Source organism: Acinetobacter sp. SK-43, assembly GCF_015351505.1.
GTDB lineage: Bacteria > Pseudomonadota > Gammaproteobacteria > Pseudomonadales > Moraxellaceae > Acinetobacter > Acinetobacter junii.
In genome coordinates this window covers 1-24,378 of the sequence record NZ_JADKPY010000045.1, presented here as the reverse complement: position 1 = coordinate 24,378, position 24,378 = coordinate 1, and the positions used below count along the sequence as shown (strand labels likewise).

The window sequence follows — 24,378 nt, the reverse complement described above, 5'->3', positions numbered from 1 at the left end:
TTTTTAACTTCGGTTATTTATGGGAGGATTACCATGGCTATCGCAAAATTCACTGTGATTTGAAAGATGTTGGTGAAAGTTGCGGGATCAATCGAGTACATCGGCTGATGAAAGCAGATGGTATTAAATCACAGCGTGGTTATCGTAAGCCTAGAGCTTACGCTGGTACTCCGGCTGTCATTGCCGCAAACAGCTTAAATCGACAGTTTAATCCAACTGAGCCGAACCAATTATGGGTGACGGACATTACCTATATCCGTACACATGAAGGGTGGTTGTATCTGGCAGTTGTGATTGACCTTTTTTCACGTCTTGTTGTTGGCTGGTCTATGAAATCAAGAATCACGACAAATCTGGTTTTAGATGCGTTATTTATGGCTTTGTGGCGGAGAAATCCAAAGAACAAAGTCCTAATCCATTCTCTTGCGAAGCTACGCTTCTCAGGTAGCCAATATACCAGTCATGAATGGCAGACATTTCTCAGGCATCATAATCTTGAAAGTAGTATGAGTCGTAGAGGCAATTGTCATGATAATGCTGTTGCAGAAAGCTTCTTCCAGCTATTAAAGCGGGAACGAATTAAAAAGAGAATCTATGCAACTAGAACTGAAGCAAGATCCGATATCTTTGAATATATTGAGATGTTCTATAATTCAAAACGCAGACATGGTTCCAATGGTCAGCGTTCTCCATTAGATTATGAAAAGGCCAATCAAAAGATGGTTATGTGTGTCTAGAATTTTGGTGGCTATTCAATATGCTGTTCTATATATAGAACAAGATAAACCACTTTTACACTTGGTTTATTTTTTTATATCGCTCAAAATACGCGTTCAATCTAACAATGAGAGACGTTCATGACTGATGCTTTGGTGTTGAGCGATTTGTCCAAAACTTATCGTAATGGTTTTCAGGCATTAAAAGGTATTAATTTAACCGTACCTGAAGGAGAGTTTTATGCATTATTAGGCCCTAATGGTGCAGGTAAATCGACGACGATCAGTATCATTAGTTCTTTAACTAAAAAAACATCAGGTACAGTTGAAATTTTTGGCCATAACCTTGATACCCATCCATCATTGGCAAAACAGTGTTTAGGTGTTGTGCCTCAAGAGTTTAACTTTGGTCAATTCGAGAAAACTTTTGATATTTTGGTCACTCAAGCTGGTTACTATGGAATTCCAAAAAAACTCGCTGAACAGCGCGCTGAATATTATTTAGAGAAACTTGGTCTTTGGGAAAAGCGTAACATTCAATCTCGGATGCTTTCAGGTGGTATGAAACGTCGTCTAATGATTGCACGTGCAATGATGCATGAACCAAAACTTCTGATTCTCGATGAACCTACTGCAGGCGTTGATATTGAATTACGCCGTTCAATGTGGGATTTCTTAACTGAAATGAATGAAAAAGGTACTTCAATCATTTTAACGACACATTATTTAGAAGAAGCTGAAATGCTGTGTCGTCGCATCGCCATTATTGACCGTGGTGTGATCAAAGAAGATACCACTATGAAAGGTTTTCTAAATCAACTTAATGAAGAATCGTTTATTTGTGATTTAGCAGAACCGATCGAAAACCTGCAACTCAATATTATTGGATTTAAATTCGAATTAATCGATCCAGTGACTTTAGAAGTTACGATGGATAAAGCGCATAGCATGAATGATTTATTTTTGATTTTACAATCACAAAATATTCAAGTCAGTAGTATGCGTAACAAATCAAACCGCTTAGAAGAATTGTTCGTAAAAATGGTTGAGAAAAATCTTACAGGAGCGGATCAATGAACTTTAATCAGTTACAAACCGCACTTTGGACCTTAGTCGTTAAAGAAATTCGTCGTTTTATGCGAATTTGGCCTCAGACCTTGCTGCCACCAGCGATTACCATGAGCCTATATTTCGTGATTTTCGGTAATTTAGTCGGATCACGCATTGGTGAAATGGGTGGCTTTAGCTATATGCAATTCATTGTGCCAGGTTTAATTATGATGGCAGTGATTACCAATAGTTATGCAAACGTTTCTTCAAGCTTCTTTAGTGCAAAATTCCAAAAAAGCATTGAAGAATTGATTATGAGCCCTGTGCCATTACATTTAATTCTTTGGGGTTATGTGATTGGTGGTGTATGTCGTGGTGTATTGGTCGGCTTAATCGTTACTCTGATGAGTTTGTTTTTTACACACTTGGAAATCTATAATTTCTTTGTAACTATATATACAGTGATTATCACCTCGTTATTATTTTCACTTGGTGGTTTCATTAATGCCGTATACGCAAAATCATTTGATGATATTTCGATTATCCCAACTTTCGTTTTGACTCCACTCACTTACTTAGGTGGTGTATTTTATGCGATTAGTGCTTTAAGTCCATTTTGGCAAAATCTCTCTTTAATTAACCCAATTGTTTACATGGTCAACGCTTTCCGTTTTGGTATCTTGGGACATAGTGATGTCAATGTTTCATTCTCCCTCACTGTTGTCACATTATGTTGTGTTGCCCTTTATGCAGTTGCATATCATTTATTAGCTCGCGGTTCAGGAATGCGTGAATGAGTGTAGAACATTCTTTATTGGGCAAAGACACCCAGTACCCTACTCAATATCAACCAGAAGTATTATTTCCGATTGCTCGTGCTGAATCTCGCAAACTTTATGCAGATATTGAAGGCATATCGCAAGGCAAAGACTGGTGGCATGTATTTGAGATTTCATGGTTAAACCAAATTGGTTTACCACAAGTGGCTATAGGACGTTTAACCTTACCAGCCAACTCTCCGAATTTAATTGAATCAAAATCACTTAAACTATATTTCAATAGCATGAATTTCACGCAATTTGCATCGCAACAATCATTTGTTGAGACCGTTGAGCGTGATTTATCAGATGCTGCTGGTGCTAAAGTTGAACTGCAACTATTTCAAGTGAATGATTTACAGATTTCTAAACCCCAAGGAATCTGTATAGATGATCTGACCCCTGAACGTCTTTCAGAACATCCTGATTCAAGTTTATTGCGGTACGATGCTGTCAGTGAAGAAAATATTGAAGTTGAACTTTACTCTCATCTTTTGAGAAGTAATTGCCCAGTGACGGGACAACCAGACTGGGGTACTGTTTTTATTCGTTTTCAAGGTAAAAAACCTTGTTATCGCAGTATATTAGCCTATATTATTTCCTACCGTCAGCATAATGGTTTTCATGAACAATGTGTGGAACAAATATTCGCAGATATTTGGCAACACTTAAAACCAGAAAAACTGATGGTCTATGCAACCTATACTCGTCGTGGTGGATTGGATATCAACCCTTGTCGAGTATCTGACTTGTCATGGATGCCCAAGCCGATCCGCTTGGCACGACAATAAAACGAATAAATTTGATATAGAGGACGTTCTTCAATGACCAGTTATTTCGGTATTCTTCCATCAGCAGGTTTGAGTCAGGATATTCAACTTGCACAGGCTAGCCGTGACAGTAAAGAACCACAATACCCTTTACGTGACAAGATTTCTCTTCAACTTACTGATGAGCTCATTGACACGATGTTGGTGCATTTGGTGCAGCAATTCCCACCAAGTGACAAACGAGATACAACTGAAGAACTCGCTCAAAAGATTCGTAGTATTGTCTCTACTTTGATGAAGCAATTATTAGGCAAAGCATCGAATGAACAAGTCCTTGAATCTTTAGCTTTCATGGAAAAGAGCTTGTTTATTGATAATGAAGGTAAACAACGTATCGGTACTCAACTACCAGATGCTTTAGTTTCTGACATGAAAAAAAGCTTTGCTGAAGTTGCTGCGGGCAACGGTAAAGAACAACGTGATGCATTAACACAACAGTTCAAATCTTTTGCTGACGCGCTTATTCAACACTTCATGACTGAATACAACAAAACATTGGGTTTAGGCATGGTAAAACGTGGTGTTGCAAGTGTTGCGACTAGCGGTGTTGAAACTGCTGTGCATATTGTAATCAAAAAACTAATTCCTAGCTTAAGCCAAGCTGAGTTAGATGTATTCACTAAGCATTTCGATCAGTTGCTCGTTCAGAAATAAACTTCGAATATTCAAAAAAAGCGACTATATATAGTCGCTTTTTTTATAGAAAATAATAAGTCATTTTCAAACTTATATAATGTCACAATTTCTAAATTTGCATTGTCTAAATCAGTGTTTATGTTAGCATTCGCGAAGCATTGATTTACTTGATTTAGAAGCGCATGTCTCCAAGCTCACAGTACAAATTTTTACGTCAAGCACCGCGTGATGGCTTGAGTACTGCCACTCACCCTTCACGGTGGCAACAACTCCATATAGACCCATGGCTTTGCCTATTTCTGGTACTAAATGCATTTTTAGGACTTACCGTCTTATATAGTGCTTCAGCCCAAGATGTTGGTCTTGTCAGTAAACAAGCAATGAGCTTTGGCATTGGTTTTACCGTCATGATTATTCTGGCGCAAATTCCTCCAAAAGTTTATCAAGCATTCTCACCATATTTTTATGTCTTCGGTGTTTTATCTTTGGTAGCCGTTGTTGTGTTTGGCGAAGTACGCATGGGAGCACAAAGATGGATTGATATTCCAGGCTTTGGTAGTGTTCAACCGAGTGAATTCATGAAGATTGGCATGCCAATGATGATCGCATGGTTCCTGTCCCGCAAAGCCCTACCTCCTAGCTTGTCTCAAGTCATACTATCTTTGCTGCTCATCCTCGTACCCTTTCTTTTAATTGCAGAGCAACCAGACTTAGGTACTTCATTACTTGTGCTTGCTAGTGGCATTTTTGTACTTTTCTTGAGTGGATTATCGTGGAGATTGATTGCTGCCGCTGCTGGGATTGCAGCTGTAATCATTCCAATTGCTTGGGAGTTCTTACTACACGATTACCAACGACAAAGGGTACTTACCTTGTTAGATCCTGAGGCTGATGCATTGGGTACAGGTTGGAATATTATTCAATCTAAAACTGCGATAGGTTCAGGCGGTTTTTCAGGAAAAGGCTTTTTAGAAGGTACTCAATCTCACTTACATTTTTTACCAGAAGGTCATACCGACTTTATTATTGCAGCCTATTCTGAAGAATTTGGCTTGATCGGCGTTACCCTACTTATTTTCTTATATTGCGCGATTATTTTTAGAACATTTCAGATTGGCTTACAAAGCTTCCATAACTATGGGCGCTTAGTTGCAGGAGCCTTTGGTTTGTCATTTTTTGTTTATGTATTTGTAAATGCAGGCATGGTCAGTGGTATTTTACCTGTAGTGGGTGTGCCGTTACCGTTTATGAGTTATGGTGGAACTGCAATTATTACACTTATGTCAACATTTGGACTTGTGATGTCAATTCATACACATCGATAACGAGGAATTCATAAAACACATGTTTCATCCTAAACTAAATAATACTTTTAAATTTTTAACATTAAGTGCCAGTCTATTTCTGAGTAGTAATTGGGCGCAAGCAAATGAATTTTACACTCATCCAAATTATTTTGCTTTTAAACAAAAAGCGATGACTACCTATGATTTAAGTAGTGAACAAATTGATAGTGCAATGAGTGGCGCACGTAATTTACCCAACATTTTAAACATTATGACGCGTCCAGGTGAAAGTAAGCCTTGGTATGAATATCGCTCTATGTTCTTGGTGGAAGGTACAATTCAACGTGGTGTCCGCTTTAAAAACCAATATGAAGATGTTCTGAATCGTGCGGAACAACAATTTGGTGTACCAAAATCTGTAATTTTAGGCATTTTAGGTGTTGAGACAGGTTATGGTGCAAATAAAGGCTCTTTCATCACCCGCGACGCTCTAGCAACCTTAGCGTTTGGTTACCCTCGTCGTGCTGATTACTTCAGTGATGAACTCGCAGCATTGATCTCATGGACATATAAAGAAGGCTATCCGACCAACAGTATCGTTGGTTCATATGCTGGGGCTATTGGCTATCCACAATTTATGCCGAGTAACATCCAAAAGCTAGGTGTGGATTATGATGGTAATGGACATATTGATTTAAGAAACTCCGCAGTTGATGCAATTGGTTCAATCGCGAATTATTTAGCTCAATATGGTTGGCAACGTGATCGTCCAATTGGCTTCCCTGCTCGTTATTTAGGTAACGATCCTGAAAGTATTATTGCTAAAGATTTAACTCAACCAACTCCTTATGGTGAACTAAAAAGATTAGGTATCGCACCTATTGACCCTTTGGTAAAAATAGATGATCTTGATTTAGTAAATGTTATTCAATTACAAGACCAATTTGGACCTATTTATTACATCACCTATCCAAATTTCCAAGTAATCACGACTTATAATAAGAGTCGAATGTATGCCACAGCGGTGTGGTTATTAGGCACTGAAGTCGCAGGAAGATAACCCGACTTTTTAAACAAAATTTAAAAGTCAATAAGTTTATGGTTCAAAAAGGGTGCTAAATAATCAATTTTCATATTTTGTTACAATGTTGATTATTTTTTGATCTGAAACTGTAAGTTTTTACCCTTTTTGTAACTATTTATCGTTAAAGACTAGACACACTTCGTAAGCGCTGAATATTATCCACCCAAGAAAAGTAATTGCAAAAGTGAATAATTAGACATGTGCACTGTATTTCGATGCTGTTTTGTCGAGATAGAAAAGCATGTTCTCTAGGAGTTTATACAATGCAGTTTTCGCTGAAATATATTCTAGCGCTGACGGCAGGCTTAAGTTTAAGCCCGTTACATGCTGAAATGGTACAATCATCATCATTAACAAATGATGTTGAAGGTTCTAATTTAGCAGCCCGCGTTTTGAGCAAAGATTCTCAAAATTTTAATTCTCGTTTTTCTAACGTCAATAGTCTTTCAATCACTGAGAGTTCTGGTGACAAAGTACGTCGCCAAACAATTGCTGCTAAAATTGATATCCCTGAAGAAGAGCCTTCAGTGATTGAAAAACTTAACACTGTTGCGTCTAATACTGTACGTAAGTTTAGCCAAACTGGCGTAGCATCATGGTATGGTCGTCAATTTCATGGTCGTAAGACTGCAAGCGGTGAAACATTCGATATGAATGGTTTAACTGCTGCTCATCGTAGCCTGCCATTGAACTGTTACATTCGTGTGACCAATAAAGACAACGGTAAAAGCGTTGTAGTTAAGGTTAACGATCGTGGTCCATTCCATGGTAACCGTGTATTAGATTTATCTTATGGCGCAGCTAAGCAACTTGGTGTTACCAATGCTGGTACTGCTAAAGTAAGTATCGAACGCGTTGATGGTCCAAATTCTTAATATTTAGACTTCCAACTAATAATAAAGCCACGTTTATACGTGGCTTTATTATTTATATTATTTTTTGATTCATTTTTGACCCTCACTACTTTCTTCGTTATAGTAATGACATTATAAATTGTCAATTTAGCAAGGAGTGCAGTTGTGAAATCGATAGATGAATGGTTCGATGAATACAGCGATAGTCACCAAAACCAAACCAATAAAAAAATACATTGGGTATGTGTCCCAGCAATTCTTTTTTCAATAATTGGTATTCTTGCGCATTTTAGTACTCTCCTCACCGCTTTATTGCTTGTACTTACACTCGTTTTCTATGCTCGCTTGGATATCGTGTTAGCTGTGGCTATGGCTGCTTTGTTGGTGGTAATGGCTTGGCTTATTATTATTCTACCTGTAGGGGTAGGATTTTATATCGGCGTGTTTGTAATCGCATGGATTGGTCAGTTTTATGGTCATAAAGTTGAAGGAAAGAAACCTTCTTTCTTCAAAGATCTGCAATTCCTTCTGATTGGCCCTGTATGGTGCATGGATGCCTATTTAGCTAAGATACTACCTAAATGGAAATCTCGTCAAAATTTGGGGCTTTCAAGCTAATTTAGAGCACATTATGGATGGCTAATTAGCTAAAAGAGATTATTGATAGCTTTTCCCTTGATATTTTAGCCATCCATCCACATGTTTTCCTTGTGGATCATGATGAGTCCAATGAATCACTCCACCTTTAGGGCTATATTCATATTCTCCATAAAATTCGACTATTTCACCTTTTCTAAGTCCCTCCACCCGAGGTGCCAAATCAATGTTATGCGCCACTAGAACGGTTAAACCATTCTCCAGTTTTAGAATCATTTTTTGGTGTCTTGAACCATCATTATCATCAGCTAAAATTGCTTTTACTTCACCCTTGGATTGAACTTGAATATTACTTATCTGTTGTTGATAAGCTTGCATAATCTTTTGTTGATCATCAACAGTAGCTTCCTCAACAATTGAAGTCTGAACAACTTTATCGTTCAGATTGTTTTGCTTTAAATCTATACCGATATAAGCAGCAATTAGCACAATAATAATCGTTACGATCACTAAATTATTTTTCTGGATTTTCATGTTTAACCTTTTTATTTCAATTTAAATGGCAAAATGCCAATCATAATGATTGGCATTTTATTCATACAATTCGATCAAAGTTAGAATAGACGATTCATACCATTCAAAGCTGCAACACGATATGCTTCTGCCATTGTTGGGTAGTTGAATGTCGTTTCAACAAAATACTTTAATGTATTATTCGGACTATGCATTACAACTTGTCCAATGTGAATAATCTCTGCAGCATTGTTACCAAAGCAATGAATACCTAAAACTTCCAAACTATCGCGGTGGAAGAGGATTTTTAACTCACCTACGGTATCACCAGTAATTTGAGCACGAGCTAGATGACGGAAAGATGCTTGCCCTACTTCATAAGGTACTTTTTCTTCAGTCAATTCTTGTTCAGTTTTTCCAATCGAAGAAATTTCTGGAATGGTATAAATGCCTGTTGGTACGTCTTTAATCGGTTTAACATTTTTCTCACCGACCATGTTTGCACCTGCACAACGACCTTGGTCATAAGCAGCAGATGCAAGTGATGGCCAACCAATCACATCACCAGCAGCATAAATATTCTCAACTTCAGTTTGATATTGATCATTTACCATCAACTGACCACGGTTGTTTGGTACAAGACCTACATTCTCGAGTCCTAAGCCATCAGTATTACCTGAACGACCATTACACCATAAGATGGCATCAGCTTTGATTTTCTTGCCACTAAGCAAATGTAAAACCACATGATCATCAAAAGTTTCTAGGCGATCGATTTGTTCATTGTGACGAATCAATACTCCTTGCTCACGCAAGTGATATGACAATGCATCAGCGATTTCATCATCAAGGTAGCTTAAAAGCTTTTGCTGAGTGTTGATCAAATCAACTTTATGATCTAGACCAATAAAAATCGATGCGTATTCGCAACCAATAACACCAGCACCGTAAATAATGATTTTTTGAATTGAATAATCCAAATCAAGAATTTTGTCAGAATCAAAAACACGAGGATGGTTAAAGTCCAAACCTTGTGGCTGATAAGGACGGCTACCCGTTGCAATCACAATTTGTTTACAGATAATGGTATCTTTTATGCCATCTTGACCAAAAATGAGTACGGTATTTTTATCTTGGATATACGCACGTCCATGAAAAACATCAATCTTATTGCGATCATAAAAACGTGTATGAGTATCAACTTGCTGTTGAATCACTTTATGCGCGTTGCGTAACACTTGTTTCATGGTGAATTGTTTCCACTCACCTACTTTTTGAAACATTGGATCACGCTGATAACGGATGATACTTGAAACTGTTTGACGTAAGGCTTTACTTGGAATTGTACCTACATGTGCACAGTTACCACCGAGTTGATCACGTACATCGACGATTGCTACTTTTCTACCTGCTTTAGCTAGCTTCATTGCCGCGCCTTCACCAGCTGGGCCAGAACCGAGAATGACTGCATCAAATTTTACAACATTCCCACCAACGACCTCTTTCTTACGTGGCATTCAAAGCTCCTTTATCTCTTAGCTGTTTACTTCTATATATATGATAACTAATATGCTATGGGTTGATGTATTTCTCAACCATATATTTTTATATATTCACATTTTCAAAATGAATACCTATTTCATCCTATAAACCTATAAATTTGACTATAATAATCGAATATCTCAAGCAATAGGTTGTAGAAAATAATATGTCTGAACACCGTAAACCTGAACAGGGCATAAAACTTCGTGGCGCTAAAAAAGTCGCTAGAATTCCTGTAAAAGTTATACCTACGGTTGAAGTACCTCGTAAACCAGACTGGATTCGCGTCAAAATGACTGCACCTGAAGAGGTTCAGCGTATAAAAACAACTCTACGTTCGCAAAAACTCCATACTGTTTGTGAAGAAGCTGCCTGCCCTAACCTTCCAGAGTGTTTTGGTGGTGGTACTGCGACTTTTATGATTATGGGCGATATTTGTACTCGTCGCTGTCCTTTCTGTGACGTTGCTCATGGTCGACCAAATGCACTTGATCCTGATGAACCTCGTCATATGGCGGAAACTATTTCAAACTTGGGTTTGAAATATGCGGTTATCACCTCTGTAGATCGTGATGATCTTTTAGATGGCGGCGCTCAACATTTTGTGGATTGTATTAAAGAAGCTCGCGCTTTGAGTCCAAAAACGCTACTTGAAATCTTAGTTCCTGATTTCCGTGGTCGCATGGATATTGCTTTACGCATTATGACTGAATGTCCACCTGACGTTTTTAACCACAATATCGAGACAGTACCTCGCTTATATAAAGCAATGCGTCCAGGCTCAGACTATCAACATTCTTTGAATCTTTTAAAAATGTTTAAAGAATACTGCCCAGATGTTCCAACCAAATGTGGTTTGATGGTAGGTATTGGTGAAACTGAAGAAGAAGTGATTTCTTTACTTGATGATCTTCGTGCTCATGATGTGGACTACGTAACAATTGGTCAATACTTACAACCATCTAAGCAACACGCGCCAATAGATCGCTTTGTAACGCCAGAAGAATTTGAACGTTACGCAGAACATGGTCGTAAATTAGGCTTCAGAAATATTTGGTCTGCACCCATGGTTCGTTCAAGCTACTTTGCAGATCGTCAGTATCATGGTGAACCTGTTCCTGCGGTTCGTCGCAAAGTAGATCCTGCTAAGAAAATTGCTGTACAAACTGTAGAAGCTTAATCAAGTTTCTATGAAGTAAAAAAGAGAACAATCATGTTCTCTTTTTTATTTTTTGATGTGAGATAATCCAATTTTAAAAATAATTTCTGTGCTCTAATTAACGTTTCTTAACGAGCGTGAATTCCTCGTGAATAATTACCAATCGACACGCTACTACCAAAAAATCACTTAAAAACATTAATTTACTTTATACCCTAGTCCGCATAACCTGATTCAAGTAGAAGTGAATTTCAAAAAATTGTGATTTGTATTTTTTAACTTAATACATCCCTCTTTTTTGGAATTTCCTCCAAACAAAAATGAATATCAAGAAGCATTGTCAATTTAAACCGTTCATTGGAAGACGACTTCTTATTATAAATAACTTTGAGATCAGGATAGACACATGAATAAGAAAATTACAGCTTTGACTGTTACTGCATTAGCAAGCTTTGCATTGTTAGGTTGTAATAGTGATTCAGACAACGATACCGAGTCGTCAAATGTGAATACTGGCGATACTTTAATTCTAACTGCCAATGGAATGATTAGTTCAGTCGATAGATCAATGCCTGACAAGGTTGTGTCTAACCGCAAGATTAAAGGATTAATGTCTGGAGATGAACTGGTAGGTATTGATTACCGCCCTAAAGACGGCAAACTTTATGCTGTTGGTCTACAGGGGAACTTATATACTTTAAATCCAAACAATGGCGAAGCAACTTTCCTGAGAAAACTAATCGCCGACCCGAGCGATACTACAGATGGAAATGCATCTTTCACACAAATTATGGGTGATGCCAACCTTATCACTGTCAATTTTAACCCTGCTGCAGATCGCCTACGTGTAATTTCTAACACAGGACAAAACTTACGTATAAATGTTGATACTGGTGCAACCATTACAGATGGTACGATTAATTTAGCCACAGGTACTGCAGCAGTTGTTGCAGGTGCTTATACCAATGCCTTTGCTGGCACAGGTTCAACAAAACTATATAGCATTGACCAAAATTCTGATCGCATTTATCTTCAAAATGCGAACGCAGGTACATTAGGTAATTCTACGGCTTTGGGTGCAGACATTAATACAAACGGCGGTGGCGGTTTTGATATAGACCCTGTCAACAATGTAGGTTTTGCCGCACTCAAACTCGCATCAGGCAATTATAAATTTTTTAAACTTAATCTAGCTAATGTCGGCACCTCAAGCGATGCTGTTTTTGAATCACATGACTTGAATAATAGTTTTAATAGCATGGGGATTCGTGGGATTGCATTAAAACGTTCAACCAATGCCACAGCTCAAGGCTATGGTTTAACAGCAAACAATAAACTGCTTAGCTTCGCTATTACCAATCCAAATACTGTAACTGAAAAGAGCCTCACTGGATTGCTTGTAGATGAGAAATTTATCGGTATCGATTATCGTTTTAGAACCTCAACTGACAATTCTGGCAAGCTATATGGATTAACCAATAAAGGGAATTTGTATACGATCAATACAGACACGGGTTTAGCAAGCCTCATCACAGCACTCAAACCAGCTACCAGTAGTACTTTCACAAATCTAGATGGTACAAGTTTCGCAGTTGATTTCAACCCTTTAGCAGATCGACTCCGCGTAATCAGTAATACTGGCCAGAACTTAAGAATTAACGTCGATACTGGCGATACTATAAAAGATGGCGATATTAACGGAATTTCTGAGGCTAAGGTTACGGCAGCTGCATATACCAATAGTTTCGCAACACCTATTGCGATGTTAGCTACTGAACTATTTGATCTTGATCAAACAAGCAAAACTCTCACTAAACAGAATCCACCAAACGAAGGCACATTAAATCTTATCGGTAATTTAGGAATCAACTTAGGTATAGACAATGGCTTTGATATTGCTGGTGGTGACAATGGCTTAGCTTTAGCGACTGTGGCAGGTGAAACTGGACCATCTGTACTTTATCGAGTCGACTTAAATAGTGATACAACAATTACAACACCTAGAGCACGTTTAGCTATCAGTGTAGATGGAACACCAAATTTAGCAGCTTCAACTATTGGTGGTAACACAACTCCACAAGTCATCGACCTAGCGATCTTACTTAAATAAGCTGAAATCAAAAAAACCGCATCATTGATGCGGTTTTTTATTTTTGCCTATAAAATTTAAGCAATATGTTTTTGTACGATAATCGAACCAACCGAATATCCTGCGCCAAATGATGAAATTACAGCATATTCACCATTATTTACCTGCTCGCCTGTACGGTGCATTGCAATAATTACGCCCGCAGAAGAAGTGTTAGCAAACTCATCCAAAATAATTGGTGCACGATCTAAATCAGCATCTTTACCAACAACGAGTTTTAAAATTAACTCATTCATATTGGCATTCGCTTGATGCAACCAGAAGCGTTTAACTTGTTCAGGTGTTAATTGTAATTTTTCCAACTGTGCTGTAATGATTTTTGCGACAAGTGGACAAACTTCTTTAAACACTTTGCGCCCATCTTGACGGAACAATTTGTCATCAACAACCGCATCTTCACTTCGGTTTAAGAAACCAAAGTTATTACGGATGTTATTTGAAAATTGGGTAAACAAATGAATATCTAAGATTTCATAACCTGATTTGGTTTCAGTTTCTTCGATAATTGAAGCAGTTGCAACGTCACCAAAGATAAAGTGCGCATCACGTGTACGATAATCCAAATGACCTGAGGTAATTTCAACATTCAAAAGTAAAACACGGCGAGCACCACATTTCACAGCGTCATAAGCTTGCTTTAAACCAAATGTTGCAGCTGAACACGCGACATTCATATCATAAGCATAGCCTTTGATACCTAATGCCGACTGAATTTCAATCGCAACAGCAGGATAAGCACGTTGCATATTTGAGCATGCCAAAATCACAACATCGATATCTTCAGCAGTGACACCTGCATTTTCCATCGCTTGTTTAGCAGCAATTACACCCCACTCGGCTTGGAGCGAAAGTTCATCATTACTACGCTCTTGTAAGCGCGGACGTAAACGTGTTGGATCTAAAATACCTGACTTCTCAACCACGTAACGGCTTTTAATACCAGATGCTTTTTCAATAAACTCAGGACTTGAACCACGTAGAGCTTCGATCTCACCTGCTGCAATTTTGTCAGCATTTTGTTGATTAAATTGTTCTACATAAGCATTTAAACTTTCAACCAACTCTTCATTAGAAATTGTTTCAGTTGGGTGAAACAAACCTGTACCTGTTATACGGATGCCCATGTAAAACTCCTGTAAAGAATGGTTCTAACTTTCATTATTGCTCAGTTTAACCGATTGCTAATCGATCCCATAGTTTTTGTAATCTAGTTGGTGAAATTGGCATCTTTGTTTTCATTGGTTGAGAAAACAAGGAAATTCTCAATTCCTCTAACATCAAATACATTTCTTTGATTTTAGGATCATTTTTAAACTTAAATACTTTGTCCATCCATGGATCGACATCATCAATTGCAGCAAGGTCACGTTGTAGATTATTTGGCAAACGATCTAAACGCAATAGCAATGCTTTTAAATAACGTGGATATTCCTGCCAAAACTCACTTGGTTTGCTATAAACAAAGTCCGCCAATGACATTAAATCCAACTGATCCTCTATATCGTCAATACTACGACCGAATATATCTTGATCTAAAACCAACAACTCACGACGAACTTGCTGCCATTGGGTAAAAATTTCAGTGATGTCCGTTAGTACTTTTTGACCATTGCTCAAAAAGTGTTTTTTTACATCAAGTGCTAAGGTATTAAATTCTTCAGCATTTTGTGGAAGTTGTTGAATTGATACTTGTAGAGTTGCATAAACCAACATTTGTTCGAGTTTAGCTCTTTCACCCAATGGAGAATAGGCCAAAGCCAAAGGTTTAGAAATCTGCTTTTTCAGTTGGCGAATCAAATCTCCAAGCTGCATATGAATCAGACGAATTACACCTTCACGATGCTGTTTAATGGCTTCTTGCTGATCATTAAACGTTTGTACTACAACACCAGATTCATCTTTTGCTTCAAGTGCAGAAAATATCTTTGTGGGAACAAGCGCTTGATATTGTTTAACTATCACTCCTGTAACCTTTTGAGAAGCTTCAAAGATAAAGCTCTCAGGGAAGGCTTGGAACTCGCCTTGCTGTTGTTTTACTGGACGATGAGTTTCAACTCGGCATCTCGCCTTTAATTCATCTAAGTCACGACCTTGTGCAATTAACTTTCCTTTTTCATCAATCACTTTGATAAAAGGAACAAGGTATTGATCGATACGTTCAAACGAGAAATCTTTTTCAGTAATCTGCTCTCCACGTAGAGCAAAAGCGAGATAGTTAAATAGATGCTCACGTAAATGAACAGCATCGACACCCTGCATTAACTTTTTAGCTGTATCAGGTATTGGAACTAAATTGCGGCGTTTATCTTTAGGTAGTGCTTTTAATAAAGCCTCGATCAAATCTTGCCGCCAGCCAGGTATTCCCCATGACCATTGCTTTTCATCCACTTGAGGCAATGCTTGCACAGGAATTTTAACCGTAGCCCCATCTTCATCATGACTTGGATCAAAACGATAACTTGCTGCTAAACGTAATTGGCCGTTGTGCAAATAATCTGGAAATTGTTGCGTGGTTGGACGATCACTCATCCATAGTGCATCATCCTCAACAAACAAATAACGGGGATTTTTTGCTTCTACCGTCGCTCGCCAATCTTCAAAACTATGTCGACTCGCTACTTCAACTGGTACACGTTCTGCATAAAATTGATAAATCGTTTCTTCATCGACCACTAAATCACGGCGGCGTAATTTATCCTCAACTCGCTCCACTTCTTCAAGTTTAAGCAAGTTATGTTTTAAAAATGCAGGGGTAATGCCTAAATTGCCAGTCGTGAGCGCATCACGCAGAAAGATTTCATGTGCAGCTGCCTGATCAACTTTTTCAAAGTTCACTAAACGTTTTGGTTCGATTATCAAACCAAATAAGGAAATTTGAGCATACGCATTTACAATGCCACCTTTTTTTGACCAATGTGGTTCAAAATAGTGATATTTCAATAGGTCTCGAGCAGCTAACAATATCCATTCAGGATCTATTTTCGCCAAAGTACGCAGATAAACTTGGGATGTTTCTACCATCTCAAATGCCATGACCCACGATGTATTAGTTTTATGCAATGTGCTGGCTGGGAAAACTTTGGCTTTTTGCTGACGAACAGCCATAAAGGTATTACGTTCATCAGTTTTGTTGGCAATAAATGAAAGTAAACCAGTTAATAAAGCTCGATGTAAATTTTCATAATTTGCACCCTTTTCATTAAAACTAAGTTTTAAACCTTCTGCCAACTCTACTAGTTGTTGATGCGTTTGTTTCCATTCACGCAAACGCAACCAACTCAAAAAATGTTGGCGTGCAAACTGACGGCGTTTATTTTCAGATTGAGCATCAGGGCTTGTTTGCAATGTATTCCATAATTTTAAATAGAACAAAAAGTCAGAATCAGCTTCTTTAAATAAAGCATGCTTTTGATCTGCCTGCATTTGTTTATCTGCTGGTCTCTCACGAGGATCTTGAATCGCTAAAGCACTAACAATAATCAAGGTTTCTTTAAGTACCCCAAAATGTGCTCCACCGATAATCATACGTGCTAAACGAGGATCAATCGGCATACGTGCCATCATTTGACCAACTTTAGTCAGATCATTCTTGCGTTCGTTCAAGGCACCCAATTCAATAAGCAACTTACGACCGTCATTTACCAAACGGAAATCAGGTGGCTCAATAAAATCGAAATCTTCCAAATTGCCCAGACCGAGACTTTGCATTTGCAAAATAACCGAAGCTAGATTGGTTCGTTTAATTTCTGGCTCAGTAAATTCTGGGCGACTTAAAAAGTCTTCTTCGCTATATAGACGAATACACACACCCGCTGCTATACGACCACAACGCCCTTTACGTTGATTGGCTGCTGCTTGTGAAATCGCTTCAATTGGCAAGCGCTGAACACGCGATCGATAGTTATAACGTGAAATACGTGCAAATCCACTATCAATTACATAGCGGATATTTGGAACGGTCAATGCCGTTTCTGCCACGTTCGTGGCAATAATGATGCGGCGACCTTTACCACCAGGATTAAAGATTTTTTGTTGTTCTGCGAGAGCTAGGCGTGCATATAAAGGTAATACCTCTGTATGACGTGGTCCATATTTTTGTAATGTTTCTTGTAGTTCTCGAATTTCTTGCTCTGTACTGGCAAAAATTAGAATATCAGCATGTTCAGGATGACCTTTTGCTTCAGCATCAGCAAAACACTCTTCAACAGCTTGAACAACAGCTCTAGGTAGATTTTCCTCAAAATCATCAAACTCATCATCATCACTACCAACAATACTCAATTCAGAAATAGGACGATAACGAACTTCAACAGGATAACTGCGACCTTCGACTTCAAAAATTGGTGCATTATTAAAATATTGACTGAACCGATTTACATCCAAGGTTGCAGACGTAACAATCACTTTTAAATCAGGACGCTTCGGCAATAATTGCTTCAGATAGCCCATGATAAAGTCGATATTGAGAGAGCGTTCATGCGCTTCATCAATGATAATGGTGTCGTATTTTGATAAGAATCGATCATTAGTCAATTCAGCTAACAGAATACCGTCTGTCATCAACCGAACGATCGAGTCTTGAGAACCTTGCTCATTAAAGCGAACTTTAAAACCAATTGACTCGCCAAGCTTTTCACCAACTTCTTCCGCAATACGTTGCGAAACACTTCGTGCAGCTAAACGACGTGGTTGTGTATGTCCAATCATGCCAGTAAGACCACGACCTGCCAGCATTGCGATTTGAGGAAGCTGTGTGGTTTTACCAGAGCCAGTTTCACCTGCAACAATGATCACCTGATGCTTTTGAATAGCCTCGATCAAACGATCGGCATATTGCGTAACAGGTAAATCTTGGTTGAGTTTGATCTTAGGCAAGCGAGCTAAACGCTGTTTTACCTTTTGGTTTGATTGTTCAAATAGTTTTTCGATTTCTGCTGTTTCTGTTTTTTTATCTTTGCGCAGTCGATTTAAACGGTGACGGTCACGTGCCATAACCAATTGATCTACATTTAAATGACTCTGCACTGAACAGCTTTCCTGAAAATTAAATAATCGGCTATTTTACGCCTTAAAATCTTGCTATGCAAAGGAACTACAGCAATCTATTGATGATATTGCTGTAGTTCTAGTTTGGTTTTTATGATTTAGATGAATGATCAAAACGATTACGCAACTGTTTGACGTATTTTTTAAATGGCCAAGTAAATTGCTTTACAAAGCTATTGGGGATCTTATACCCCACAGTTCCATATACACTTGCCAAATGGTTTGGCATATACACTGTTTTAAAAATGACATCATACAATGGGATAAATGCTGCATAGTTTTTATCAATCGCAGGTTTCTCTGAAGAGTGATGCCAATGATGGAACTCAGGGGTAGCTATCACCCAGCGCAAATACGGAAATCTAAAACGTACATTTGAGTGGATGAATATTGCATGAAAAGAAATAAATACGAGATAAGCAAAAACGGCTGAGGTATGAAAACCTAATAAAAATATCGGTAAGGTTGCAATAAATCGCGTCATCAATACTTCGACAATATGTAAACGTGAAGATGCTAACCAATCCATATGTTCCGTTGAATGATGGATCGCATGAAAACGCCACAAGAAATTCACCTCGTGCATCGCGCGATGCAACCAATACACAACGAAATCAACAACAATCAACAACTCTATAAATTGCAACCAAATCGGCTGTGCTTGTACAAAAGGAACGATTGGATTATTCGGAAGATGAGTAATCCAATACTGAATCGGCATGACTGTTAGAAAGGTAAAGAGTTGAATGCCAATGTGACTAAACATGAAATATTTCATATCCGTCACCCATCCCACTCTAAGTATTTTTTGATGGGGATTTTTAGCAAAAAAACCTTCTAAAGGGATAAAAACTAAAGCCAAGATCACAAGTGTTAGTACGAAATAATCAATACCTGCATAGAAAGGAATGTTCGGCAATGTTGGAGCTTTAATTAACCCACATCCCAAAACAGCCGCAAATAATGCGAAACACAAACCATAAAACCCATATCGATTTTGTCTAAAAATCGCACTAAAAGCACCAAAACCGACACTAAGTACAATCGCGATCATCAAACTAAAATAAAAAGCATCGTAATGTTTAACGTATAGCGGGCGTAGTTCTGGCATCGTGAGAACTGAAGGAAATAAAAAGCATAAAGCACTGAAAATGCTTAATAATCCTAGAGACATAGATATAAAAGCACTAATCTTGCCTAAACCCGCATTGAGTTCAAGATTCTCAAATTTTTCTCTCAATTGATCTGTCATTTGTTGTATTAATTCTCTTTAAATACGAGTAATCTCGCTCGCTGTTAACTTTAATCCTGCTTAATACTTCACAGTATTTCTACCCTATCTCAAATTCTAAACATCCCAAACATTTGAAACAAGAAACATTTGGACCAATATTTAAGCATAAACAATAATATCTCCAACATGCATGAACTTCGTGCAGATCATGGTTTTTTATATAATTTTATTTTTTTCAATTTTACCCTTGAATTTTAAGGCGATCGGCTTCATGTTGTAGAGCACGATCATTTTCGATATTTGTCATTTTTGCTTCATGTGAATGGAGTCAAATGGAAATATCTTTTTTTTGGGTGAAAGCTATCGATCTCGGATCATTTAATTTTCCGATTTTAGTCATGTAAAAATACTATTTCCCCAATAACTAGAAATTATTTATTCTAGACCTCGCAAAACAAGTTTAAAGATAAACCTCAATCATGGAGACAATGATGAGCTTGATTAATACTGAAGTTAAACCATTTAAAGCTGATGCATTCCGCAACGGTGAATTCATTCAAGTAACTGATGCTGATCTTAAAGGCAAATGGTCTGTTCTTATTTTTATGCCAGCTGCATTCACATTTAACTGCCCAACAGAAGTTGAAGATGCTGCTGAAAACTATGAAGAGTTCAAAAAAGCTGGTGCAGAAGTTTATATCGTAACAACTGACACTCACTTCTCTCATAAAGTATGGCATGAAACTTCACCAGCAGTTGGTAAAGCTCAGTTCCCATTAGTTGGCGACCCTACACACCAATTAACTCGCGCTTTTGACGTTCATATTGAAGAAGCTGGTTTAGCACTTCGTGGTACTTTCATTGTAAACCCAGAAGGCGTAATCAAAACTGCTGAAATTCATGACAATGCGATTGCTCGTGACGTATCAGAAACTTTACGTAAACTTAAAGCTGCTCAATTCGTAGCTAGCCACCCAGGCGAAGTGTGCCCTGCTAAATGGAAAGAAGGTAACGATACAATCGCTCCATCTATCGACTTAGTTGGTAAAATCTAATTTCTAGATATAGAGATTAGTTAAAAACCACTCTTTTTAGAGTGGTTTTTTTATGCAGGTTACTCTCATGTAAGCAATCATATTTTTCAATGATTCTTATCATTTTTTATTCACTAGAAAACTTCATTTTCTGATTGTCAGTTGTACAAAGTTGGAGTACTGTCAAAAGATGAGCACTTAAAGAGTTTTTTATATGTAATAAACGATGATCACTGCGGGGGTGTAAGGTATGGAAAAATCTGTAGTCGTAACATCTTGGAAATATGATGTTTCTTCACGTTATTTAAAAATTTTCTATAACAATGGTTCAGGCGAACTTTACCACCCAGTACCAGAGTTTATTTACGATAATTTACTTCGCTCAACAAATAAAACAGCTTTTGTGCAGAAATATCTTGAGTTTGATTTACACTTTAAACGTCTTCAAATTTCTGCTTCATCATAAAAAAAGCCCTTTTCAGGGCTTTCTTCATATCATATCTATCTCTTCTGCATATTTTTCATATATTCGTGCTTCGGCATCAGGGTGTAAATTTACTTTACTCAGGTCACCGTTGTAATGCTCTACCACTCGATCATCCATAATTTTTGACCACCATGCTGGAATAAAGGCTGGTAAAAGCATGGCACCATAACCTGCTGGTAATTGAGGTGCATTTTCAAAATGACGTAAGGTTTGGAAACTGCGTGTTGGATAAGCATGATGATCTGAATGACGTTGTAACTGGTACAGAAATAGATTCGTCACTAAATTATTATTGTTCCAGCTATGTTCTGGCAAAGTACGCTCATACTGCCCATTTTCTTTCTTCTCACGTTTTAAACCATAATGTTCAATATAGTTAACGGCTTCAAATAGAGTCACCGCATATGTAGCTTGAGTGAGTTGAAATGGAACTGAACGCATACCAAATTTCTTAAACATCAAGCCATGATAAATTGCTGACATGGCCCAACCATGAATCAGTTCATTTTCCTTGCAGAAAAATGGTAGTTTTTTGCGTTCTAAACGTTTCTTTTCTATCTCAATTGCAGATTTAAAACTTCCAATCACTGTACGTGGTAAGAACTTCCAAAAGGTCTCACCCAAGCGTGATGATGCAGGATCTTCAGGCGTTGCTACTCGACGATGATGCCCATATGGATGTTCAATTCTGAAGTGGTTATACCCCGATGGTGCTAATGCAAGATGTGATAAATAATGTTCTAAACGACCATTTTTATGGCTTAATTCATGTGCAGTATTAATTGCAATACCATTTACCATACCGACTAAAGTTCCTAATAGAACTTGATCAGCTACAGATGTGCCTTTTCGACTTGCTAAGTAGGCTCCATAAACGTTAGTTGCATATTGGAGTGGTATAAAAAGCTTCACAATGCGAGAGTAATATGGGTCAGCCTCTAAGTCTGCAATCGCATCTAGTGGTGGATTTTCAGTATCCTCACCAATTAATTTGTCTAGAGTTGGGATCACACCATGGATAAATAATGGTCCAAATGAGGCAAAAAACTTTTTCGATTTTTTAGGTCCAAATTGATAGCCAGCAAGTCCACTCATCGCGATAGCAGGTACTGCAAGACCAAGTAACCACAAATGACGCTTTTTATCCTTAAATGGTCTAGTTGTTTGTTCTACATCTAATTGCGCATGCATATTCATTCTAAACTCCTCAATCAAGCGTTTAATGTTTTGCTTGAATTGATTGTGTTCTTCTGAACAGTTGCTATATTATCATTTTAAGACTTCATATTATCATTTTAAGACTTTAGTGGAGATTTATTGTGCACAAACAACAAATCCCTGTTATTCCGGCTCGCTATTATTTACGTTTGATTGAGATATTGATCAGTACCAATCAATACGATAATTCGGTTTTAAATCAATTTAAGGATCAATTATCACAAACTGAATTTTTATCAATTCAACAAATCGAACAATTTATTGAGTTAGGATTAAGTTTACCGAATACAGAAGATTTAGCCTTTCAGTTAGGCAGAAATTTGAAACTAAGTTCACATAGCTTGGTCGGTTATGCACTTATGACCAGTCCCAATCTGGATCATGCATTAAAATTAATTGCACAATATTTCAAGCTGATCATGCCGAGCTTTAAGCTTTCCATTCAGTTTTCACAAGCGCAGCAAAAGGTGGAATTATTATTTGAACCAATTTTGCAGATGAATAAACGTTGTTTAAGCTTCCATATCGAAGCAATTGCAGTCGGATTTTATTACAGTCTATTTGAGCTTGCAGGTCAGCAATTACAACGCTATCAAATTTATTTAAGTATTCCTGAACCTGCTTACAGTGATAGATACATACACCTTGTCAAAGCTCAGTTTCATTTCAATTACACTTGGTTTACAGGGATCAGAGTTGTACTTGATCAGCAGCAATTAGCACTTCCCTTGCCTTTAGCAGATGCACATAGCTTAAAAGTTGTAGAACAACGTTGTCAGGAACAGATTCAAAAAATTTATCATCAGGGTGAAATTGTAGAGTGGATCAGTACGATGTTAAGGCAAGCGAATCAAGTTCCGACACTGACTGAATGCGCGAAAGTATTAAATATTTCAACCAAAACCCTACAACGATATTTGCAACAACAAGGAGTAGAATTTAATCGCCTAAAACAAAAGATCAGTACTGAGCGTGCAATTGAATTACTTGAAAATACATCCTTTACCATTACACATATTGCATATGAGTTAGGTTATTCCAACCCTGCCAATTTCACACGTGCATTTAATAAAATCATGGGGTGTAGCCCCCAAGATTATCGTTTGGCACATACCAAAACTAACTCACTTCGTGACGACCATACATAAGCCTGCACCTATAGGTAATATAGTACTCATATAAAGTTCGTCATTTTTTATCAAATCTAATAATGGCTTCACTTCTGCTGGATGAGAAATTACATTATCAATTATTAAAGTCCCACCTTTAGTTGACATGAGTCTTTTGAGATCATTCCAATAACCAGCATAGCTTCCGCGTTCGGCATCCAAGAGTATGAGATCATATTGCTCGGCGGATGCTGCCAAATAATCAGCTGCATCTCCCACCCAAAAATCAATATACGCTTCTAGGCTAAATTCTTCTGCATATTTCTTCGCTTGTGCACTACGGAATGCATTGATTTCAAGTGTTTGAACATGACCGCCAACTGTCTTTGCAGCCTCAGCTAACCAAAGTGTTGAATAACCAGTGGAAGTGCCTATTTCTAAAATACGTTGGGATTGCTGTGTTCGTACTAGCATAGCCAATAATTTAGCGGACTCAGCTTCAATGTTCCGAAAGCGTCTTAAACGATCAGCCTGTCGAGCATCATGTTGTTTAAACTCATCATATAAATCAGCAATTCGTTTTAAAAACACCGTGCTGGTCATATTTCACTCCCGATGATGCTCAGACCTTTGGCTATCAATTATGTTGGTTGAACCAATTTAAAACGTGGAATAATTTCACCACTATCAAGTGCAACAGTTTCAGTAAACATACTTAAAGGTCGAACCCACATGGAATAATCACCATACAAGCATTGATATACAACCAACTCTTCTTCTGTTTCGCTATGTCTTGCAACATTAAATATCTGATAAAGTTGACCTTTATAGTGTTGATAAATACCACGCTGTAAAGCCATTTCACTTTCCCTTAGTTATGCCATGTAAAGATTGCAGTTATATAACAAGTTCAGAAGTATTCAAGTTTTATCTTTGAACGCATTTAATTAACATGGAGCCTTAATATTCAAAAATACGATCAAAATAATAAAAACAACCTGTTTTACCTATTTAAT

22 protein-coding genes are annotated in these 24,378 nt (G+C 37.7%); 14 read left to right on the top strand and 8 right to left on the bottom strand.

What is annotated here, in order from left to right:
• From IRT38_RS09720 to IRT38_RS09680, 9 genes are all read left to right on the top strand, one after another.
• On the top strand, nt 1–737 hold a 737-nt coding region (locus IRT38_RS09720), incomplete at its 5' end, for an IS3 family transposase (protein WP_194597565.1).
• A gap of 120 nt (nt 738–857) precedes the next feature.
• Nucleotides 858–1,793 carry an ABC transporter ATP-binding protein gene (locus IRT38_RS09715; RefSeq protein ID WP_004953672.1) on the top strand — a complete coding sequence of 312 codons (936 nt, stop codon included), beginning with the start codon at nt 858–860 and terminating at the stop codon, nt 1,791–1,793.
• Complete coding sequence (locus IRT38_RS09710) at nt 1,790–2,563, top strand: ABC transporter permease (RefSeq protein WP_004953671.1); 774 nt, start codon at nt 1,790–1,792, stop codon at nt 2,561–2,563. Before IRT38_RS09715 ends, IRT38_RS09710 begins: the two co-directional genes overlap by 4 nt.
• Entirely contained in the window at nt 2,560–3,375 is an 816-nt protein-coding gene (queF, locus tag IRT38_RS09705; RefSeq protein ID WP_194597564.1) for an NADPH-dependent 7-cyano-7-deazaguanine reductase QueF, read from the top strand. The genes IRT38_RS09710 and queF overlap by 4 nt, the downstream gene beginning before the upstream one ends.
• 33 nt (nt 3,376–3,408) lie before the next feature.
• Nucleotides 3,409–4,068 carry a hypothetical protein gene (locus IRT38_RS09700; protein ID WP_194597563.1) on the top strand — a complete coding sequence of 220 codons (660 nt, stop codon included), beginning with the start codon at nt 3,409–3,411 and terminating at the stop codon, nt 4,066–4,068.
• A gap of 164 nt (nt 4,069–4,232) precedes the next feature.
• The gene (rodA, locus tag IRT38_RS09695; RefSeq protein WP_042893515.1) at nt 4,233–5,375 is read left to right on the top strand and encodes a rod shape-determining protein RodA; all 1,143 of its coding nucleotides are present in this window, start codon (nt 4,233–4,235) and stop codon (nt 5,373–5,375) included.
• 19 nt (nt 5,376–5,394) lie between these two features.
• Complete coding sequence (gene mltB, locus IRT38_RS09690; protein WP_194597562.1) at nt 5,395–6,396, top strand: lytic murein transglycosylase B; 1,002 nt, start codon at nt 5,395–5,397, stop codon at nt 6,394–6,396.
• Between the two features lie 287 nt (nt 6,397–6,683).
• The gene (locus tag IRT38_RS09685; protein ID WP_004679681.1) at nt 6,684–7,295 is read left to right on the top strand and encodes a septal ring lytic transglycosylase RlpA family protein; all 612 of its coding nucleotides are present in this window, start codon (nt 6,684–6,686) and stop codon (nt 7,293–7,295) included.
• Nucleotides 7,296–7,439: 144 nt separating this feature from the next.
• Complete coding sequence (locus IRT38_RS09680) at nt 7,440–7,892, top strand: DUF962 domain-containing protein (protein ID WP_004915160.1); 453 nt, start codon at nt 7,440–7,442, stop codon at nt 7,890–7,892.
• A gap of 39 nt (nt 7,893–7,931) precedes the next feature.
• Here IRT38_RS09680 and IRT38_RS09675 read toward each other — a convergent pair whose 3' ends face one another.
• Complete coding sequence (locus tag IRT38_RS09675; RefSeq protein ID WP_194597561.1) at nt 7,932–8,405, bottom strand: DUF3465 domain-containing protein; 474 nt, start codon at nt 8,403–8,405, stop codon at nt 7,932–7,934.
• Between the two features lie 80 nt (nt 8,406–8,485).
• Nucleotides 8,486–9,901, bottom strand: coding sequence for a Si-specific NAD(P)(+) transhydrogenase (gene sthA / locus IRT38_RS09670; RefSeq protein WP_004915155.1), 1,416 nt, complete (start codon nt 9,899–9,901; stop codon nt 8,486–8,488).
• A gap of 191 nt (nt 9,902–10,092) precedes the next feature.
• Here sthA and lipA point away from each other — a divergent pair, with 191 nt between their 5' ends.
• On the top strand, nt 10,093–11,106 hold the full coding sequence (gene lipA, locus IRT38_RS09665; RefSeq protein WP_194597560.1) for a lipoyl synthase: 1,014 nt from the start codon (nt 10,093–10,095) through the stop codon (nt 11,104–11,106).
• 385 nt (nt 11,107–11,491) lie between these two features.
• A complete protein-coding gene (locus IRT38_RS09660) occupies nt 11,492–13,195 on the top strand; it encodes a DUF4394 domain-containing protein (RefSeq protein WP_194597559.1) in 1,704 nt (567 codons plus the stop codon).
• A gap of 56 nt (nt 13,196–13,251) precedes the next feature.
• Here IRT38_RS09660 and IRT38_RS09655 read toward each other — a convergent pair whose 3' ends face one another.
• The 3 genes from IRT38_RS09655 to IRT38_RS09645 form a co-directional block, all read right to left on the bottom strand.
• The gene (locus tag IRT38_RS09655) at nt 13,252–14,358 is read right to left on the bottom strand and encodes a beta-ketoacyl-ACP synthase III (RefSeq protein ID WP_004953654.1); all 1,107 of its coding nucleotides are present in this window, start codon (nt 14,356–14,358) and stop codon (nt 13,252–13,254) included.
• A 46-nt stretch (nt 14,359–14,404) separates the two neighbouring features.
• Nucleotides 14,405–18,259: an ATP-dependent RNA helicase HrpA gene (gene hrpA / locus IRT38_RS09650; RefSeq protein ID WP_194597558.1), complete on the bottom strand. Its 3,855-nt coding sequence runs from the start codon at nt 18,257–18,259 to the stop codon at nt 14,405–14,407.
• A gap of 112 nt (nt 18,260–18,371) precedes the next feature.
• Nucleotides 18,372–19,532 carry a sterol desaturase family protein gene (locus tag IRT38_RS09645; RefSeq protein ID WP_194597557.1) on the bottom strand — a complete coding sequence of 387 codons (1,161 nt, stop codon included), beginning with the start codon at nt 19,530–19,532 and terminating at the stop codon, nt 18,372–18,374.
• A gap of 473 nt (nt 19,533–20,005) precedes the next feature.
• Here IRT38_RS09645 and ahpC point away from each other — a divergent pair, with 473 nt between their 5' ends.
• Nucleotides 20,006–20,569, top strand: coding sequence for an alkyl hydroperoxide reductase subunit C (ahpC, locus tag IRT38_RS09640; protein ID WP_004953644.1), 564 nt, complete (start codon nt 20,006–20,008; stop codon nt 20,567–20,569).
• A 229-nt stretch (nt 20,570–20,798) separates the two neighbouring features.
• Nucleotides 20,799–21,014, top strand: coding sequence for a KTSC domain-containing protein (locus tag IRT38_RS09635; protein ID WP_194597556.1), 216 nt, complete (start codon nt 20,799–20,801; stop codon nt 21,012–21,014).
• Nucleotides 21,015–21,038: 24 nt separating this feature from the next.
• On the opposite strand, the gene IRT38_RS09630 is transcribed toward IRT38_RS09635, so the two are convergent.
• Entirely contained in the window at nt 21,039–22,232 is a 1,194-nt protein-coding gene (locus tag IRT38_RS09630; RefSeq protein ID WP_194597555.1) for an alkane 1-monooxygenase, read from the bottom strand.
• Between the two features lie 122 nt (nt 22,233–22,354).
• Here IRT38_RS09630 and IRT38_RS09625 point away from each other — a divergent pair, with 122 nt between their 5' ends.
• Entirely contained in the window at nt 22,355–23,401 is a 1,047-nt protein-coding gene (locus tag IRT38_RS09625) for an AraC family transcriptional regulator (protein ID WP_004953637.1), read from the top strand.
• Here the strand turns inward: IRT38_RS09625 and IRT38_RS09620 are convergent.
• Both IRT38_RS09620 and IRT38_RS09615 read right to left on the bottom strand, forming a co-directional pair.
• Nucleotides 23,378–23,965, bottom strand: a complete 588-nt coding sequence (locus IRT38_RS09620) for an O-methyltransferase (protein WP_099948518.1) — start codon at nt 23,963–23,965, stop codon at nt 23,378–23,380. The genes IRT38_RS09625 and IRT38_RS09620 overlap by 24 nt on opposite strands.
• Nucleotides 23,966–24,003: 38 nt before the next feature.
• Complete coding sequence (locus IRT38_RS09615; RefSeq protein ID WP_194597554.1) at nt 24,004–24,222, bottom strand: DUF1653 domain-containing protein; 219 nt, start codon at nt 24,220–24,222, stop codon at nt 24,004–24,006.
• Nucleotides 24,223–24,378 lie beyond the last annotated feature (156 nt).

Bases quoted from the DNA above. Each gene is read 5' to 3' on its own strand.
- IRT38_RS09715 (WP_004953672.1), top strand. From the start codon at position 858: ATGACTGATGCTTTGGTGTTGAGCGATTTGTCCAAAACTTATCGTAAT.
- IRT38_RS09710 (WP_004953671.1), top strand. From the start codon at position 1,790: ATGAACTTTAATCAGTTACAAACCGCACTTTGGACCTTAGTCGTTAAA.
- queF (WP_194597564.1), top strand. From the start codon at position 2,560: ATGAGTGTAGAACATTCTTTATTGGGCAAAGACACCCAGTACCCTACT.
- IRT38_RS09700 (WP_194597563.1), top strand. From the start codon at position 3,409: ATGACCAGTTATTTCGGTATTCTTCCATCAGCAGGTTTGAGTCAGGAT.
- rodA (WP_042893515.1), top strand. From the start codon at position 4,233: ATGTCTCCAAGCTCACAGTACAAATTTTTACGTCAAGCACCGCGTGAT.
- mltB (WP_194597562.1), top strand. From the start codon at position 5,395: ATGTTTCATCCTAAACTAAATAATACTTTTAAATTTTTAACATTAAGT.
- IRT38_RS09685 (WP_004679681.1), top strand. From the start codon at position 6,684: ATGCAGTTTTCGCTGAAATATATTCTAGCGCTGACGGCAGGCTTAAGT.
- IRT38_RS09675 (WP_194597561.1), bottom strand. From the start codon at position 8,405: ATGAAAATCCAGAAAAATAATTTAGTGATCGTAACGATTATTATTGTG.
- sthA (WP_004915155.1), bottom strand. From the start codon at position 9,901: ATGCCACGTAAGAAAGAGGTCGTTGGTGGGAATGTTGTAAAATTTGAT.
- lipA (WP_194597560.1), top strand. From the start codon at position 10,093: ATGTCTGAACACCGTAAACCTGAACAGGGCATAAAACTTCGTGGCGCT.
- IRT38_RS09660 (WP_194597559.1), top strand. From the start codon at position 11,492: ATGAATAAGAAAATTACAGCTTTGACTGTTACTGCATTAGCAAGCTTT.
- IRT38_RS09655 (WP_004953654.1), bottom strand. From the start codon at position 14,358: ATGGGCATCCGTATAACAGGTACAGGTTTGTTTCACCCAACTGAAACA.
- IRT38_RS09645 (WP_194597557.1), bottom strand. From the start codon at position 19,532: ATGACAGATCAATTGAGAGAAAAATTTGAGAATCTTGAACTCAATGCG.
- ahpC (WP_004953644.1), top strand. From the start codon at position 20,006: ATGAGCTTGATTAATACTGAAGTTAAACCATTTAAAGCTGATGCATTC.
- IRT38_RS09635 (WP_194597556.1), top strand. From the start codon at position 20,799: ATGGAAAAATCTGTAGTCGTAACATCTTGGAAATATGATGTTTCTTCA.
- IRT38_RS09630 (WP_194597555.1), bottom strand. From the start codon at position 22,232: ATGAATATGCATGCGCAATTAGATGTAGAACAAACAACTAGACCATTT.
- IRT38_RS09620 (WP_099948518.1), bottom strand. From the start codon at position 23,965: ATGACCAGCACGGTGTTTTTAAAACGAATTGCTGATTTATATGATGAG.
- IRT38_RS09615 (WP_194597554.1), bottom strand. From the start codon at position 24,222: ATGGCTTTACAGCGTGGTATTTATCAACACTATAAAGGTCAACTTTAT.